The organism is Bradyrhizobium sp. SZCCHNR1051 (genome assembly GCF_032489615.1).
Lineage (GTDB): Bacteria > Pseudomonadota > Alphaproteobacteria > Rhizobiales > Xanthobacteraceae > Bradyrhizobium.
Genome location: NZ_JAUEYJ010000030.1, coordinates 49,070 through 66,945 on the forward strand (window position 1 = coordinate 49,070; position 17,876 = coordinate 66,945).

A 17,876-nucleotide genomic window follows, 5' to 3' on the forward strand; every position below is an offset into this window, starting at 1 on the left:
TCGCCTGGCCACATCGGGATCGTGAATAGTCAGATACGTCCATCTTCTTCGACGCGCGTGACGGAATTTTCTGCAAAGCGGGACGAACGTCAGGACGGGAGTTGAGGGTGAACCGATTGCTTCGCTTGGTCGCCGCTATCATCGGAGAGGCACTATGAACGCTGTCCATCGGTTGGAGCCGGCGGCCGGACCGTTGCAGAATGTTCTTGGATATCTCACCGAGATGATCCTGCGCGATGCACGTGCGGTCGCGCGCCTGTCTGACCATCGGCTTGCGGGCGGACAATGCTTCGTGTTTCATCAGCATGAGCTGGAGAAGCTGCCCGGCATTACCTACAACACGTTCGATGCTGATGGCCCCGTGTGGCTCTCCATCGAACGCCTGGTCGCCACCGATCCTCCCGCCGTCGAGTACGACCTGGCGATGTGGATCGACGTGTCCGCCGATCCGGACCGTCGCCCTCTGGTTCGGCAGCGCGTGACGATCACGGTGCACGCGGCGGAAAAAGACCTGCTGATCGCGGCCGGTCACGCACGCGCCGAGCACTGCTCGCCGGCGAACGGCCCGGGGGTGGCCGCCGGGCTCTGGAGCGTGCGATTGCATCTTGAGCAGCGCCCGGACATCGTCGAGCGTCTGGACCGCTATCTCGCCGGCTCGTGGGCCAATTGGGCCGCGGCCGAGCGGCCACGCCGCAAGACCATCGCGGTTCACCAGCGATTGCGCGAGATGGCTCGCGTGGCGGGAGCCGGAGGCAACGATGGCAGCTGCGAAATCGTGTGGGGCGTTGGCGTGTCACGCTGGCGGCGACAAGGCCGCGAGCTGGATCTGCCGCTGCTCGAACGCCTGGTCGAGATCGAGGTCCTCGATGGCTCCGACACCGAAATCAGAATCCGGCCCCGCATGGTCGGCGCGACGGCCAATCTCAAGGCGTTCGAACCGCTGACATCAGCGGCCGGCTTGGCGGGGCAAACGGCCGAGCAGTTGCTCGAGACGATCGAGCGCGGCAACGAGCTTTCGCCATTCCAGCCCGCCAGCTTCGAGCCGGTTCTCAGCGCCATCGGCTCACAGCTCGACCCGCATGGGATCTACTGTCCCACCATGCCCGACTCCGCGTTGCTGCTTCCCGAGGAGGACGAGCAACTGGTCGTCTCCGATCGCTGGGTGATCTTTGCGCGGCCGCGCTCGGACGCACTGCTGTTGCGCGACATCGACCGACTGAAGCGAGCGATCGAATACGCGCCCGGCGACGCTTGCTGCCTGGCCGCACTGTCTCGCCTCCTGCTTGGCGCGCCGGACCACGAAGCCCATGACGGCGCGCGCCGTCGTCTATCCGGCGTGATCGGTGACCCGATCGACGTCGGGCCGGATGCGCAGATCGCGGCGGATCACGGCGACCTGTTCTTTCCGCTGCCGACGAACTCCGACCAGATGGAGATCGTGCGACAGCTCCGGCGATCGGACGGACTTGTCGTGCAAGGCGCGCGCGGGTCCGAGCGCACGTCCACCCTCGTCAACCTGGTTTGCCATCACCTCGCAATGGGCCTGCGCGTTCTCGTCGTCTCGCGCAACGAGGCTGCACTCGGACTGTTGTCCGAGAAGCTGCCGCGCGCCGTCCGTGATCTGACCGTCGATCTGACCGGCTCCGACAAGGACGTCTTGAAGCATGCAGAGACAGTCGTCAGCCGGCTGCTGTCGATCCTCAAGACCACGAACCCGCGCGCGCAGGCGGAACAGGTCAATCGGCTGGAGCGCGACATCATCGCGACCAGCGTCGAGATATCACGTCTCGATGATGCGTTCGCAGACATCGCCAGCCGCAGCATGCTGCGGTCATCCGGTGTCCCCGACCTGCCGTTCGACGCGTTGACGACGCTGATCGCCGACCGCGACGCCTATGCCTGGTTCACCGACCAGCCGTCACGATTCGTGAGTGAGAACGACCTTCTGGTTGCGGCGGTCGAGCAGGCCCGTGAGGCGCGTGTTCGGCTGGGTGCCGATCTCGCATATGTCGACGACGCGCTCCCGGAAATCGCGGCCCTGCCGGACGCCGCGACAGTGAGACGTCTGCACCAGGACCTGCAGCCGGCGCGGATCGACGGCGAAAGCCGTGACGGCCGGCTTGCCTGCCAGATCATCGCGGAGCTCGGGCCGGACGGAGCGGACTTGCTCGCCGGCGACCTCGACGCGCTCGCGGCGGCCCACCGGGTCATTGCCGACGAGCCCTGGCTCGCAGCGCTGTCGCCGGTCGGCCGCAAGGCCGATGCAATGTCGGTTGACGGTGGCATCCTCGTCGATTTTGCCCGCGATGCGTCGTCCCTGCTGTCGCAACGTGCCGGCTTCCTGGTTCGGCCGGTGGAAACGCCGGCGGACGCCTTCGCCAGCCAGGAACTGCTCACGATTGTCGAACGGCTGTCGGCCGGAGCAAGGCCGTTCGCGACATTCTCCCTGTCCGGCCGTGCGTTGAAGCAGACCGTGGAGGCGATCAGGGTGGCGGGCTTCGCGCCGAAAGGCGCGGCCGACTGGGGCCATGTTCGCGACTATCTGACCTGGCGTCGTCACCTGCATTCGCTCGACGCCAGATGGCGATCGCTGGCGGCCGAAATCGGTGCGCCTGCGCCCGAGCCGGACTCCTCTCACACGTTCCACGGTCACGAGCGCGTCGTCAAAAGCGTCGAGGCCGCGATCGTGCTGGCGGCGCTGGCGAAGCGCAATGTTCTCACCGCCGCACCGAAGCTGTCGATGTCGGACGACGCGATCGCCGGATTGCTCGGCGACGGCCGACGACTTTCTGCGCTGGCAGCTGCGGTGAGGAGCATGGCTCTCCGCATCACCAAGCAGCGGCTGGAGCTCACCCGGCTGAACGGGCTGTTTCGCGGCAGCGGTAAGCTCACAACGCTGGCTCATGCCGACGTGCTGTCGCAGATCGGCTGCGATGGTGTCGAGCCGCGCGACATCGAGACGCGTTGGACCACCCTTCGCACCCGGCTGAAGTCGCTGCACGACCGGCGCCAGGATCTCGAGCTGCTCGACGAGGTCTGCCGAGCGATGACCGAGGCCGGAGCAGATGCCTTCGCCCGTCGGCTCAGGACCGAGCCGGCACATCCGCAGACCGGCGATCCGGTGCTCGTTGCAGATTGGATGATGGCCTGGAACTGGGCGGTGCTGATGCGGCAGAACGAAGGCATCGGTCAGCATCAGCGCTTGCGAGATCTGTCCGACCAGCGCGCGGCGATGGAGATGCGACTGCGCGAGCTGTTCGGCCAGGTGGTCGTGGCACGGATGCATCTCGGCCTGGTACAGAACACCGGCAGCGCCATGAGGCAGGCCCTCACCGTGTTCATGACCACGCTGCGAAAAATGGCAGCGACCTGTTCCGGCCCCACCGCATGCCGGTTGCGTCAGGTTACACGCGAGGCACTCGAGAGCTGCTACGAAGGCATCCCATGCCAGCTCGTGCCGGCATGGCGCGTGGCCGAGCAGCTACCGGCCCGGCTCGGCGCATTTGATCTCGTCGTCATCGACGATGCCTCGCAATCCAATCTGCGCGAACTCACTGCGATGCTCCGGGCCCGCAAGGTCGTCGTCATCGAGGACGATCGGCAGACCGGCGAGCGCGTCGCGCAAGGTGAGCACGACATCGAAACCATCGCACGCAGCATCCTGCGCAGCGGTCCGGCTGCCATGCGCCAGTTCCTGCTGCCGGGCGCAGCGCTCTGCGATTTCGTCAAGATGCTGTTTCCCGACCGGATGATCAGACTTCGGGAGCACGCTCGCCGGGTCGATCCGGTCGCGCTTGCAGCCGTCGGCTCACCGCAGCCATCGGCACAGCCGGCAACCGGTATGCATCCGGCTGCCACGGGACCCGCTGCTGGCACGGCGGCGGATCACCCTGCATCTGCGCAATCCCTGACGCGCCGCGCCTATTCGCTGGAAGACGAGATCGCCACGGTGGCCGAAAGCCTGTCGATGGCCCGGCTGTCGGAGCAACGCGACGAGCCGGCCATCTCGATCGAGAGTCCGGTGCCGGATTGGCTGAGCAACAGGACAGGCGCCGGCATCGATGCACGCCCATCGCGGCGCGGGGCGCGTGAGGTCGCGACCGACGAAACGCCTGCCGCCTCGTCGTCTGATACGCCCGCCTCTGCGCCGCCAACGTCCGTCGCGCCCGCAGCGCCGGTCGAAATCGCGGAGAATGAGCCGCCCGTGGCCGATCGTTTTGCGCAGGCTGCAAGGCCGCCGGCGGACGATGTCGCCGTCGCACGAGTGGCCGTGCTCGCCCACGAGGTGGAAACGTCCGAGACGATGACACTCGGTCAAGCCGAGTCGGAGCCTGCCGCTGTCCGTATCGATCATCGCGCGCTGTCGCCGGGTCGGCGTCCGCGGCCTGATCATGGAGCGAGGCGTCCACACCGCTCGCTCCGCCGGCACATGATGGCCGCTGCCGCCGGCTTGGCGGTCGCGGTGGTTGGCGCATCGATCTACTGGCAGCCGGCGGCGAGCCGGATCACGACGTCCTGGCAGACGGTCTTGAACCGACTCCCGGTCTCCTGGAATGCGGCCTCGCCGGCCGCCGCGCTACCGGCCGGCACCGAGCCCCGCAAGGTCACCGCGGATCGGATCACGCCCGACGTCAGGGGCGGTGCAGGCGGCGATGCGATCACCACGGGGAACGCGACCGCGACGATGGTATCCCACGCCGTGCTGTATCAGGAGGATCCGCAGGATCCGAACGGCAAGCGCTATCTCGGGAAGGTAACCTGGCATGTCGAGCCTGAGGCAGGAGCGGTGCCGGCATCGATCAAAGGCGATGTGGAGATCGACAAGAGGATGAAGGCGACGTTGTCGCTGCGTCCAAATAAGGAAACCGAAATGCCAGCGAGCCACATCATGGAGATCAAGTTCAACTGGCCGGACGATCCGTCTCACGTCGGGGTGGAGACTTTGAAGGGCGTCAGCATGAAGCCCAAGGAAGCGGGCCGCGGGACCCCGTTGACCACCATGACCGCCAAAGTGACGCCAGAGTTCTTCATGATCGCGCTGTCGGCGGGTGATGTCGACATGAAGCGGAACGTGTTGCTGCTCAAGGGCAAGGACTGGATCGACATCCCGATCGTCTACAATGGCGGCAGCCGGGCGGTGCTGGCGATCGAGAAGGGAGCGGACGGTGAGCGTGCATTCAAGGATGCGTTTGCCGCCTGGGGCCAATGACTCGGCGGCAAGGCCGGCGCACGAAAGGTGTCCGATGATCGGCATCGACGTCGTCGCGCCAGCGCAGGCGCCGGCCACCGATCGAGACGAGCGACCGCTGACCGCCGTGACCTATCCGGTGCCTTGCGAGCAGTGCGGCCGGATCGTGCGGGTGGCGATGAACACGCTGCGCCCGCTCAGTTTCCACAGTGTCGACGAGCAGGTCGCCTGCCCCGAGATCCAGGAGCGCCGCAGCAGGGGCGACGGCGGACTGTTGTTGATGATGTGCGGCCCCTTGAAGCAATCGCTCGCCGCACGATGCGATGCGGCCGAGGTCGAGGCCACCGCTCCCGGTGGCGGACAGGCGGGACGGGTCGTCTGCAGCATTCCCGGCGTCTCGATCGCTCAATACGCCCCGAACGAGGCGCGCAGCCGCGCGGAGATCTGGCAGGCGCACGGCTACGACAAGCTGGCCACGACGCTTCGTGCGGCCGCGGCGAGGGCGGAGCGCAGGCCGCTGGTCTGGACCCGCGCTGCGGCGGCCGGCCTCGGCGCATTGTTGCTCGCTGCCGCCGCTAGCTGGTTCATGCTGGCGCGGGAGCCGGCCGCTCCCCCACCAACACAGCCGCAAGCCGCCGAGGCCTCCGTGGCCGCGTCGAGCCGCGCAAGCATCGAGAGTTCGGGGCGCGTCGTCACGGCAGAGGCCATGTCGGCCGCGACCGCCCCCGCCCCGGCGCCGATGCCGGACGCGCCCTCGGACACTGCAACGCTCTCGCGTTCCGCGGAAACCGCGCCGCTCGAGGCGCCCGCCCTGCTCGCGTCGGCAAGCGCTGCGACCGCTCCCGAGACTGCGCCGGCGGCAGAGTCGACTGCGACCCCAGGGCCGGCGGAGGCAGCGGCGATTCGCCTGCCTGACATGGTGATGATTCCAGGAGGGGAATTCGCGATGGGCGGCGTCGAGCGCTCCGAGCTTCCGGTCCACCGCGTCACGATCAAGCCGTTCGCGCTCGGCAAATACCCCGTCACGATTGGCGAGTGGAAGGCGTGCGTGGCTGACAGGGCATGCGCCGACGTGATGAGCGGCCCGGACGACAACCCCGTGACAAATGTCGGCTACGACGACGCCAGGGGCTATCTGGCTTGGCTCTCGCGGGCCATCGGCAAGCCGTTCCGGCTCCCGACCGAGGCCGAATGGGAATATGCAGCGCGCGGCGGCGCAACGACGGCGTTCTGGTGGGGCGACCAGATGCGCTCCGGCATGGCCAATTGCAACGGATGCAACGAGCCCGGCGCGCCCGCGCAGCTCATGAAGGTCGGAAGCTTTGCGGCCAATCCGTTTGGCCTGTTCGACATGGGCGGGAGCGTCGACCAATGGGTGGCCGACAGCTGGCACAAGAGCTATCAGGGCGCGCCGTCCGATGGCTCGGCATGGATCGACGAGCAGAGCTTCGTCCATGTCATTCGCTCGGGTTCATGGAAGAAGGATGCGAGCTATGCCCGCAGCGGGAGCCGCGATCGCTATGATGGGCGCGTCAGGTATCCGACCCATGGCTTTCGCCTCGCTCTTTCGCTCTGATGCGGCCGCTGTATGCTGAGCCAGGCCAGCGTGCCGTCGACACCGATGCCGGGCCTGCGCCCGCAAATGTCTCGCACCACAGCGAACACCAGCGTCGCAGATCCGCAGGACGCCTGTTCTGCCGAGCCTCTTTATTCAAATTCTTATCGGGAATCGTAGGACGAGACCGATCGAAACCTCAAATTTGCCGCGCTACGCCCCATTCATGGGCCGGCTACACCGTTCGATATTTGCGATCGATGATCGTCGTTGTTTATGAGTTGGGGATTTATGTGGAGTGAGAAATCTACGCGTCGCGCGCCGCTATTGGATCTGACGCCCTGGCGACGACGTCGTCTCGCCCCAGTCGCGACGCTCGGATCCACCGTGTTGGCCTGCACGCTGGTGCTGTTGCCGACTCTCGCATGGGCACAGGCGAAAACGGCGCCGAAGGACGCCTACCTGTATTTCATCACGCCAACCGACGGCGACACCGTGAAGAGCGCGTTCTGGTGCCGCTTCGGACTTCGCAACATGGGCGTGACCCATGCCGGTGACGCCTTTGCCAATACCGGCCATCATCACCTCCTGATCGACGCCGATGAGCCGATCAGCCCAGGCGAGCCGATTCCGCAGGACAGAAAGCACCTGCACTACGGCGCGGGCGAGACCGAGGCTCTGATCGAGCTGCCCCCCGGCAAGCATACCCTGCAGCTCGTCCTGGGCGACGGCATGCACTTCAACTTCGATCCGCCGCTGGTATCGAAGAAGATCACGATCACCGTGAGCAGTGCTTCGCAGAGGCACGGGCGGAGCGCCACTCACGCCCACCGGCGGACGCGGCATCTTCACGCGCACACCGCGCGTCAGGCGGCGCAACCGTCGGCCGCCGAAGCGCCGCCGCCCGATCCGGCAAAATCGGCGGGAGCCGTCGATTTCATCAAGAGCTTCCTGTCGGGTGCGAAATGAACCTCCGCCGCTCCCCCATGGAGCCGGTTCGGCCGGCACATCAGTTCATCGCGACGTGCCGAAGCCTCCAACCGCAGCGCTGCATTTGTCCGGCTCGGCTCTATTGATACGACCTCCAGACGCGTGGCTTGCTTCGCCTCGGCGAGCGCCAAGAGCGATCATCAGCATCGGTCCAAGCTCGGAGGCGAGGCGCTGGGAGACCACGCCACTGATCGTCCGGAACAGGTACGACAGGAAATAACCAGCCGCGAATGGAATGAACACCAGAGCCGTAACGGTCCAGCCTGGGATTGCGGCACCACCGACCTTGGCGTCAACGCCCATCCTGCCGAACATGTAGTCCGGCTCAAGCTCCCGGTGACCTCTTCCGAGCCGCTGCTCAGCGCATTGGTCCCTGCGCAAAGCGAAAGGAATCCTCGCCGCCCTCCCCGGCAGCCGGCACACCCCCGCGAATGCTCGTTAGCCGCGCCGACCTCGCCCTGCAGACGCGGGGACGCGCCGACACGCTCGTCGACCATGTCGTCGCCGATGTCGTCGCCGATGTCGCCGCCCGGGGATTCCACGGGGCCAGTTGCGCAGACGTCGCACGCGCTTCGTGATCGTGTTCGCGGGCTGCACGCATACCACGGCGCGATGGCTCGATGGCCTCGCCGAGAACGGCCGGCTGCTCCTCCCGCTGACCACCGAGGATTGGTCCGGCTTCCTGCTGCGCGTCGTCCGCCGCGGCACTTCTTTCGACGCCTCGTCCACCGGTGGGGTCAGCATCTACCCCTGCACAAATGGCCGCGATGAGGACGCCAGCCGCCGGCTGAAGAGCGCACTCGAGAGCGCGAACACGGTGAATGTCCCGATCCGGGCACTCCACCGCGGGAACCCATCGTCCGCAGATTCCGAACGGGTCTGGTATCATGCCCCTGGCTTTTGGCTGGAGCGATAAGGAGCTGAGACCGATAGGCCGGCACAGGAGGCCGAGGTCGGCGGCAGTAGCACCGTCTGACCCGAGTGATCCCCCGAAGGAAACGGCCAAGATTTCATTCCGGCCGCGGCGGCGGAACGCATCGGCCAAGGCTCAGAGATACGACGGCGCAACACGATCGATCGGTCAACCCGCACTCCGAGTCGCAGATCCTGCACTCGTTGCGTAGCTCCACCGAGTTTTTCGCCGGAGTTCGCTAGACTACGATCAGTGCCGAAATCGCCTTTGGCTTTGCTGACAAAAAGCTCGATTGCGGCACTCAGCTCGACCGAACGGCACGGTTGAACGCTAGCCGTGTCAATGGCTTGCTGATCAACAGGCGAGCCGCTTTTATCTTGCCATCAGACCCTGCCCTCTTCTCATCTGATCTTTCGGCAAAGATTTCTGTCAGATCATTGCTAAGAGGCTTACGGTCGAGCCGCAAAGAGTTAGCAGGCAGATCGATTTCCGTGGCGAGAGCGCACCATCATCGGTTGGCGGTGATATCGTTCAATTGCGACTATCATCTTGCTTCAGACCTGCACCAGGGGTGCATAGGGTGTGAAATCTCCCTTCCCTTCCCTTCCTTCCTTGATCCTTGGCTTGGCTTCTCGTCCTCTTCCGTGGCTTGTGGATCAGCCAGATCTCAGCGGACAAATCGCTTAAGTCCTGCGGTCGGCAAGTCGATATGGCTACAGTTGCGCTGCCAACAAACTGCCTTCCGAGTGCGAAGTTCGTGGAGGCTCTTTGCATTACGATCGGGCGAGCATATCCCTACCCCCGTATAGCAATGAGACTATCTCGGCAGTCCCGTTGCAGACCGATCGCGGCTCGCAGCGGCCGATCGATCCTGGGAATCGTCAGCCTGATAAATTGGACCAAGACGATTCGGCGCCGCGGGGCCAAGGATGAAGCCGCTTCCAACGCGTGGCAACTGACGCACGCCGCCTGACTTTCTGCCCACCCACGGCAAATCAGATGTCGGTTGTCAGTCGATTTTCGGCCAGACGTCAGCACCAAGCTCGCCACTGCATGCCGACGTCGTTGGCGATATCGTTCCGTGCAGGATGCGCACTAAGCCCATGATCTCGCGAAATTGGCAAACCAGCGCGATCCAGAAACGTCGGACGAATCGTTCGTCCGCCTGCTCAGGCGGCACGCTCCATCAGGCGCCTGGCCTTGCTTTCGAGCTCGAGTCTTCCGTCCTGATGCGCCTTGCTTCGGGCCACGACGGTGATGCCCTGCACGAAGTCGAAGATGCTCTCCGGCTTGCGGTTCTCCTCGCCAAGAACGGCTTCAATGACCTTCGATGTCTCGGCATTGGAAAAGCCATTCTTGCGCAGAAAGCTCTCCCGGTCCTCATCCGTGCGAGCAACGATCCGCTGCCGTGCGGCTGCAATACCAGCGACAAACGGCGCGGGCGAGGAATTGGCAAAACTCGTCAATGCCGGTGCAGCTTCATGCGCAAACCGCTGCGCGGCGAACTTCGAATGCCGGATGGTGATCTGCTCAAAGTTCTCCACGCCCCAGAGATTGCGGTTCATGCAGACGGCGCGCAGAGAGAAGCTCGCTATGCCGAGCGTCTTGCTCCCGACCTCACTGTTCCAACAGTAGAAGCCCCGGAAATAGACATCGGGCGAGCCGTCCGGCAGCCGTCCCGCCTCGATTGGATTGGTGTCGTCGACCAGAAACAGGAACACGTCGCGATCACTGGCATAGACGTGGTCGTATCCTTGGTCACGTCCACGAAGGGATTATGGCTCATGCTCGACCAGTCCAGCACGCCGGTCACCTTCCATCGTGTGTCACCGGTGCCATTGCCGGCGATCTGCACAACGGCGGCAACGAGTTCAAGCCGATCAATGCCGTGCAGACGATCTGCGTGGTGAGGCCGGGTCACTCTCGTCGAGCTTCATTTCATCCTTCGGCCCGACAAAGCGCGAAAGCTTTCTGCTTAAAATCCGGCCGACGTCGTCCATGATCGTAAAGGCGGCCGGCACGAATACGAGGCTGAGAAAGGTCGAGGCGAGCAGCCCGCCAATCAATGCGACCGCCATGGGGGAACGGAATGCGCCGCCTTCGCCGACTCCCAATGCAGAAGGGACCATGCCTGCGGTCATAGCCGCTGTGGTCATGATCACGGGCTGAGCGCGCTTGCGGCCGGCTTCGATCAACGCCTTCGTGCGCTCCACACCGCTCGCCACCTCGGTGATTGCGAAGTCCACCAGCAGGATCGCGTTCTTCGTTACGATTCCCATCAGCATGAGGAAGCCGATAATGGCCGAGAGGTTGATGGCATTGCCGGTCAGAAGCAGCGCAAGGAACGCTCCGCCGATCGAAAGCGGCATGGAGAAGATAATGGTGATCGGATGCATCGCGTCGGCGAAGAGAAGAACGAGGACGGAGAGCACCATGAGTACGCCTGCAGCGATCGCGAGCGAAAAACTCGAAAAAACTTCTTCCATGATCTCTGAATCGCCGAACCTTGCGATCGTCACACCGGCTGGCAAGTTTCGCGCCGAGGGCAGCGCCATAACCTGCTCGATCGCCTCGCCGAGCGGGGTGTTTCCGACGAGATCGGCCTGGATCGCGACGCGACGCCTGCTGTCATAGCGTTCGATGGTCGTCGGCCCCTCGCCGAAGCCGACGTCGGCGACCGTGGCCAACGGTACGGTGCCGTTCTTGGCCCTGATTCGCAGCATATCGAGGGTCGATAGATCGCCCCGCGCCCGCTCGTCGAGTTGCACGCGGATCGGTACTTGCCGGTCGATGGCCGAGAACTTCGCCAGATTTGCGGATGTATCTCCGATCATCGCAATCCGTGCAACTTCGGCGATCTGCGTCCCGGAGATTCCAAGATCGGCAGCCTCCTCCAGCCTTGGCAAGATGCGAATCTCCGGCCGGGCAAGAGCCACAGTCGAGACGACATTCGCGAGAACGGAGACGTTCTGCCGGACGTCCCGCTCCACCGCGAGCGCCGCCTGCTCAACTGCGGCGCCATCGGGTCCGGAAAGGATCAGCGTGAACTCGCGTCCGCCGCCGCCATTGCCGAAGCTGTAACGTATGTCCGCGATCGCGCTGAGCGTCGCGCGCATGTCGTGCTCGAATGCCTTCTGGTCGTGCGACCGGTTCCTGCGCGCAACGAGCTCGACGATGATGGTGGCCTTGCGGACGTCACCGGCGGTGACGCTCAGCCCGTTGGCGCCGGCGGCGCCGCCGGTGACATAGACGCTCCTGACTTCTGGCCGTTTCGCGAGCAGGGCCGTGATGCGGTCCGCGGCGGCCGCGGTATCCGCGATCGTCGAGCCCGGTGGCAGCTCGATCTGGAGAACCGAACGCGACAGGTCATTGGTCGGCAGAAAGCCAAGCGGTAAGGATCCTGCGACCATTAGCGAGCCCAGGAAGACCAGCGCCGCAAGCGCGACCGTGACGAAGCGGTGGCGAAGCGACCATTCGAGCATGCGAAGATAGTGCCGCATGATCACTCCGTGCCCTTCGGCATGGTGCTGACGGTCGCGAAGGAAATATGCCGCCAGTAGCGGCGTTATCAGCCTTGCGACCAGCAGAGAAAACGCCACTGCAATTGCGACCGTGAGGCCGAACTGCTTGAAGTATTGACCGGCGATGCCGCCCATGAAGCTGACCGGCACGAACATGGCGACGATGGTCGTGGTCGTCGCGACGACCGCGAGCCCGATCTCGTCGGCCGCCTGGAGCGCGGCGCGATAGGGTGATTTGCCCATCCGGATGTGCCGGACGATGTTCTCGATCTCGACGATCGCATCATCGACCAGGATGCCGGTGACCAGCGTGATCGCAAGCAGACTAACGGCGTTCAGCGAAAACCCGATGAGGTCCATCGCCCAGAAGGTCGGAAGTATTGACAGTGGTATCGCGAGCACGGAAATCGCCGTCGCTCGAAGGTCGCGCAGAAAAATCAATACGACGATGACCGCGAGGATTGCGCCTTCGGCCAACGTCTGCATGGTGGCTCTATAATCGGACTTGGTATAGCGCACCGTGCTGTCGATCTCGGACACGGACAGGTCGGGATGCTCGTTGGTGAGCGCCTGCAACTTCTTCGCGACCGCCTCCGCGACGGCCACGTCGGAGAAGCCCTTTGCACGAAAGACACCGAAGGCGACCACCGGACTCCCATTGAGGCGAGCAAAGCTGCGTGCTTCGGCTGCGCCATCGGTGACCGTGGCAATCTCCTTCAACGCAGCCCTTCGACCGCCCGGCAGCACGATCGCGCTATTGGTCAGTCCGTCGATCGTCGCGGCCCCCGCGAGCATCCGTATGGTTTGCTCTCCCGACCCCACTTCACCGCGCCCGCCGGTGAGATCGACATTGGTCGCTCGCAGTTGCTCGTTCACGTCCGCCGCGGTGATGCCAAGTGCGATCAGCCGGTCGGGCAGCAGCGATACCCGGATTTCACGATCGGCGCCGCCCGCACGCTTGACCTGCGCGACGCCCCGAACGCCCTGAAGCGCCCCCGTGATGACGTCATCGACGAACCAGGACACCTGCTCGGTCGTCCAAGAGGGAATCGACACGGCATAGGTAACGATTGCCATCCCTTCGACCTCCACCCGCTGTATCGAGGGTTCCTCGATGCTCTGCGGCAACTCCGACCGGATGTTAGCCATCGCATTGCGGACGTCGTTGACCGCACGGTCCGCCGGCGTCCCCAGTTGAAACTCGATGGTCGTCACGGAGACCCCGTCAGAGATGCTCGACGTGACGTGCTTGACCCCGACGACCCCGGTCGCCGCATTCTCTACGTTCTTCGTGACCTGCGTTTCCAGCTCACTCGGCGCAGCGCCGGTCTGGGCGATCGTGACGGTCACGATGGGGATGTCGATGTTGGGCATCTGCGTTATCGGCAGGGTCTTCAGGCTGACCGCGCCGAGCACGATCAGGACGCCAAACAACACCAATGACGGAATAGGCTTACGAATCGACCAGGCGGAGATGTTGAGGGCCATATCAATCTGCCCGCCCTGGTCCGGCATCGCTGCGGACCGGCAAGATCCGTTCGCCTGGCCTGACAAAAGCGGCGGCTCGAACGACGACCTCCTGACCTTCGATCAGCCCGTCGACAATTTCGACACGGGTGCCGCGTTTGAGGCCGGTCTGGACATTGCGGATTTCGACGACATCGTTGGTCGCAAGCTGAACATAGGTGCCATTCTTGCTGAAGCTCACGGCGGACAACGGCACAGTGATGGCTTGTCGCTTGCCGATTGTAATGCTGCCGCGGGCAAAAACACCGGCCCTCATGGCCGTATGCGGCGGGAGCGCGACCGCGACGCGGCCGAGACGGCTCGATTTGTCTACAGTGGGATCGACCAGCCGCACATGGCCGATGACGGCCTCGCTGACGCCGGGCAGCCAAACCTCGACGTCTTGGCTTGGCTCGATCTGTGGAAGCACCGTTTCCAGAACCTCGGCATCGAATTCGATTTGACCGTTGCGGACGAGCCGGAATAGAGGTTCGCCCCCCGTGCCGGCCACCGCGCCCAGGCGGGCGGCGCGGTGCGAGATAATCCCCGTAGACGGCGCCTTCAGTTCGGTTCGCGCGATTTTCAGCTCGATCTCGCCACGCTGCGCCTCCGCAAACGCTTCCTGGGCTTCGGCCATGCGCAAATTCTCCGCAGCGGCAGCGGACTTTGCCGCGGCGACCTTGGCCTGGGTCTCACGCGTCAGGAGGTGCGCTGGAGATATCGCGCCGGTCGCGTTCAAGGTTTGCGTGCGTTTCAACGTCTCCGCCGCTTCCGCTTCGTTGGCTTGCATCTCCGTCAACGACGCGTTCATCTGCGCGACCGACGCTTGGGTTATCGCGATCATCGCGGTGTTTTGCGCGAGCTGTGTCCGGAGCATCGTGCTGTCGAGGCGAGCGAGCACCTGCCCTTCTTCGACGCGATCGCCGACGTCGGCCAGCATCTCGACGATACGTAACCCGTCGACTTCCGCACCGACAACATCCTCCTCTCGGGCCACGAGGGATCCGGTCACCGCGAGTGTCTCGGTGATCGAATGCCGTACGGCTCGGGCGAGCGTCGTGGCGATCGGTGCGGCCCCCGGGCGCTCGGCTGCGTCCCGTCGCGGATCGGAGATTTGCGTTGCGACCGCTTCGGCCTGCTGGCGCCCCGCGCCGATCACAGCGAAGATGTAGACGCAGACCGTGACGACGAGCACTAGGAGGGCGATCCAAGCGAACCTTAACACCGGCCTTTTCACCCGACTACCTTCCTTTGGATCCGACCGCGAAGCCGGCATGATGTGAATCCGACGGCCGGCGTCAGCATCCGCGATCGACCGCTTTTCGAATGAGTATGGCGTACGCCGTTCGAGGATCAGGACGGATCAAACCGTTCCCAACGTCCCGCGTATCAAACCAGCGTCGACGTCGATCGTCCGGCGGCTGGCGGCCTCCGCAGGAGTACCGACAGGGTCGAACCTGTGACGCGGATTTCCCTGAGAGCTGGCCGACGATCCGCCCGCCGCAAGCCGTTCGACCAGTTCCGCAATCTCGTCACGAGCGTTGTGGCGGACGAACGCGGTGCGTAACGCTTGCGCACCGCGTCGGTATTGCGGCTTGGTGAGCACGGCGCGGACCGCCTCGCGAATCTGCGAGGCGGATGGCCGGCCGGTTCCAAGATTGATGCCGGCGCCTGCCCATGCGACCCGCGCAGCGATTTCCGGTTTTTCCTCACTATCCCCGGCAACCACCAACGGCACACCGAGACTGAGCGCGTGATTGACGGCGCCATAACCGCCATTGGTCACCATGACGCTCACCTTCGGGAGCAGGCGGTCGAACGGCAGGAATGTCACCGCCTTCGCATTGGGCTGCAACACCACCGGGATCGATTCGACTGGTGGGCCGCCGGTGCATGCGATCACCGTCAGTTCCTCGTTCGCCAGGGCCGTCAGAGTTGGTCCGACAAGCTGCCCAAGATCGCCGTTTGCGAGAGTGCCTTGCGTGACGAGTACGATCGGACCCGCTTTGTCGACGTCGTCCCACCAAGGCGGCGGGTGGAAGCCGATCGATGGCGGTGGCAGCAGCGGTCCGACGAAGCGGATGCTGTCTGGCATCTTGCCACGCGAATATTCGAACTCCTTGGCCGTAAGCTGCAAATACAGATCCGGCAGCGTGATCATGCTATCGAACAGAAATGCCGGCAGAGGGCGCGCCCCGTTCTTCACCAGGACATCGTTGAAGTATTGCTGCACCGAGCCGAAGATCGCTTGTTGCAGGTGGCTGTTCATTGCAGCATTGCGCGCGCGATCGGCTGGCGTGATGGATGGCGGGAGCGCGGTGCCGAAGAATGCGGTGTCCGCGCTCGACAAGGCGAGAGCGGTGATCCCGAGCGCGACGATCGGGGCTCTTTTTTCCGGCGGCCCGAGCACGAGCGGAAAGGTCCCGCAGAACATCGTATCGGTGATGATCGCATCGAAAGGAAAGTCGCGGCGCAAGTCGCGTATCCCGGCGGCCTGATGCGGCATTGCATCCGCAAAGATGTGCTTCAATCCGAAGCAGAGCTGAGCGGGGCCAGGTGCAATCTTGCGGCGTTCGGGAAAGCGCTCGTCGAGCTTCCGATAATCGACGTCGATTTCCGGGCGAAACGCGACGAAGCGCGCGCCGGTCGCCTCCACTCGCTCTCTGAACAGGCTCCCGCTATATACGACGACCTCGTGGCCGCGACCAACGAGGAGTTGGGCAACGGCCAACAAGGGAAATACGTGACCGGGTAGCGCGGTGACCGCGATGAGAAACCGCGCCATGTTGTGCTCTCCTATCCTAACCCACCAACCGATCGCTGTTCATTTCGCCGTTTCTGGCAACCGCATCGGACACAGTTCCTGCGAGCCGCAGATTGACAAAATAGCGTTCGAGAAGGGCCGCGCTGACCGGAGCGATCGCCGCGCCCACCGCAGCCAAGTGTTCCTGCGTGAAGTCCGAGGTAATTTCCGGGTGCGATCGCGACGTGTCCTCCTTTGACACGATCGACAGGACGGCTGCGAGATCATCGTCCTGTGTTTCGGCAAGCCGCCGTCGTCCAATGTCGATCCATTGATCGAGCGGCACGAGGTCGAGCCGAAGGCCGAGCCGGCGAAAGATCCGTGGGACCTCCCGCACATCAATTGGCTCACGGTTCATGAGATGATAGACGCTTCCCCAGGACGCTTCCCTGCCCGCGAGCCGGACGATCGCTCGCGCGACGTCATCGGCCGGCGTCATGTTCAACATCAGGTCCAGGTCGGGAATCGCGCCAAGTTCCGCATAGAGCCGGACAAGGCGCCAGATCAGATCCGTTTCGTTGCAGATTCCGTTCGCGCGATCACCAGTGACGCTGCTGAGGCGATAGATCGACAGCGGCAGGCCGCGAAGCTGCGCCTGCCGGACGAGCGTGTCGCCGACCCACTTGCTTTGGCTATAGCCGCTCGCGAGACCCTGCCACGAGGTCAGATCAGTCTGCTCCGACACCGGCCCAGACTGATATTTGTCGATCACCGCAAGGGTGGAAACGTAGTGCAGCCGCTTTGGTCGTCCACTCACGGTCCAATCGAGCAGCGTGAGGACGCTGTCCACATTGGCGGGTTTTATCGCAGCATAGTGATGGAGGAATTCGACGCTCGCGCCGCAATGATAGATCGCTTCGCACTCGTCTCGCACAATGCGGACACCCCTCTCATCGAGTCCGAGAGCCGGATGTCCGAGATTTCCGGTCAGAACCTCGATACGATCCTCGTCCCAACACGCCGAAAGCTTTCGCTTATCGAGCGCCTGCCGCAAACGGGCTTCGGCCGATTGCCGATCTGGGGCGCGAACGTGGCAGGCGATTTGCGCGTCCGTCTCCTGGATCAGCGTGGAGAGAAGATGACTGCCGACGAAGCCGGTGGCGCCCGTCAGGAAAATGCGTTTGGGCTTCTGCGGCGCGCGCCCGCCGATCAGCCTGATGTGCGTCGGCAGGAGAATGTCGCGGGACAAGTCCAGCGGCCCCTCCGAAGGTCCGTCGAGATCGAGCTGCGCTGCGAGGTCCCGGACGATGGGCGTCGCATAGACCGCCGTGATCGGGAAGTCCGGCTGGATCTCGTCGCGGATGCGGCGGCCAAGACGGATGGCGAGCAGCGAATGGCCGCCGAGATCGAAGAAGTTGTCATGGATCCCGACGCGCTCAAGCCCGAGGGTCTCGGCAAAC

The 17,876-nt window shown here is 64.1% G+C and carries 9 protein-coding genes and 1 pseudogene; 4 read left to right on the forward strand and 6 right to left on the reverse strand.

The window, feature by feature from the left end; translation table 11 throughout:
* Positions 1-154: 154 nt before the first annotated feature.
* From QW868_RS30300 to QW868_RS30310, 3 genes are all read left to right on the forward strand, one after another.
* Positions 155-5,209, forward strand: coding sequence for a helicase (locus QW868_RS30300; RefSeq protein ID WP_316232272.1), 5,055 nt, complete (start codon positions 155-157; stop codon positions 5,207-5,209).
* Between the two features lie 34 nt (positions 5,210-5,243).
* Positions 5,244-6,764 (forward strand): formylglycine-generating enzyme family protein, encoded by a 1,521-nt coding sequence (locus tag QW868_RS30305; RefSeq protein ID WP_316232273.1) that lies wholly within the window; start codon positions 5,244-5,246, stop codon positions 6,762-6,764.
* Between the two features lie 384 nt (positions 6,765-7,148).
* Complete coding sequence (locus tag QW868_RS30310; RefSeq protein WP_315813784.1) at positions 7,149-7,712, forward strand: DUF4399 domain-containing protein; 564 nt, start codon at positions 7,149-7,151, stop codon at positions 7,710-7,712.
* Between the two features lie 45 nt (positions 7,713-7,757).
* Here the strand turns inward: QW868_RS30310 and QW868_RS33620 are convergent, their stop codons facing one another.
* The gene (locus QW868_RS33620) at positions 7,758-8,048 is read right to left on the reverse strand and encodes a hypothetical protein (RefSeq protein WP_409998865.1); all 291 of its coding nucleotides are present in this window, start codon (positions 8,046-8,048) and stop codon (positions 7,758-7,760) included.
* A 259-nt stretch (positions 8,049-8,307) separates the two neighbouring features.
* Here QW868_RS33620 and QW868_RS30320 point away from each other — a divergent pair, with 259 nt between their 5' ends.
* Positions 8,308-8,649 carry a hypothetical protein gene (locus QW868_RS30320; RefSeq protein ID WP_316177220.1) on the forward strand — a complete coding sequence of 114 codons (342 nt, stop codon included), beginning with the start codon at positions 8,308-8,310 and terminating at the stop codon, positions 8,647-8,649.
* A gap of 1,166 nt (positions 8,650-9,815) precedes the next feature.
* On the opposite strand, the pseudogene QW868_RS30325 reads toward QW868_RS30320, so the two are convergent.
* The 5 genes and pseudogenes from QW868_RS30325 to QW868_RS30345 all read right to left on the reverse strand — a co-directional run.
* A pseudogene (locus QW868_RS30325) lies at positions 9,816-10,519 on the reverse strand (DUF932 domain-containing protein); the annotation flags it as partial.
* A gap of 7 nt (positions 10,520-10,526) precedes the next feature.
* Positions 10,527-13,655, reverse strand: a complete 3,129-nt coding sequence (locus QW868_RS30330) for an efflux RND transporter permease subunit (protein WP_316232274.1) — start codon at positions 13,653-13,655, stop codon at positions 10,527-10,529.
* A gap of 1 nt (position 13,656) precedes the next feature.
* The gene (locus QW868_RS30335) at positions 13,657-14,868 is read right to left on the reverse strand and encodes an efflux RND transporter periplasmic adaptor subunit (protein WP_316232275.1); all 1,212 of its coding nucleotides are present in this window, start codon (positions 14,866-14,868) and stop codon (positions 13,657-13,659) included.
* A 168-nt stretch (positions 14,869-15,036) separates the two neighbouring features.
* Positions 15,037-16,458, reverse strand: coding sequence for a glycosyltransferase (locus QW868_RS30340; RefSeq protein ID WP_315782099.1), 1,422 nt, complete (start codon positions 16,456-16,458; stop codon positions 15,037-15,039).
* A gap of 16 nt (positions 16,459-16,474) precedes the next feature.
* A partial coding sequence (locus tag QW868_RS30345; RefSeq protein ID WP_315775867.1) for a thioester reductase domain-containing protein occupies positions 16,475-17,876 on the reverse strand: 1,402 nt, incomplete at its 5' end.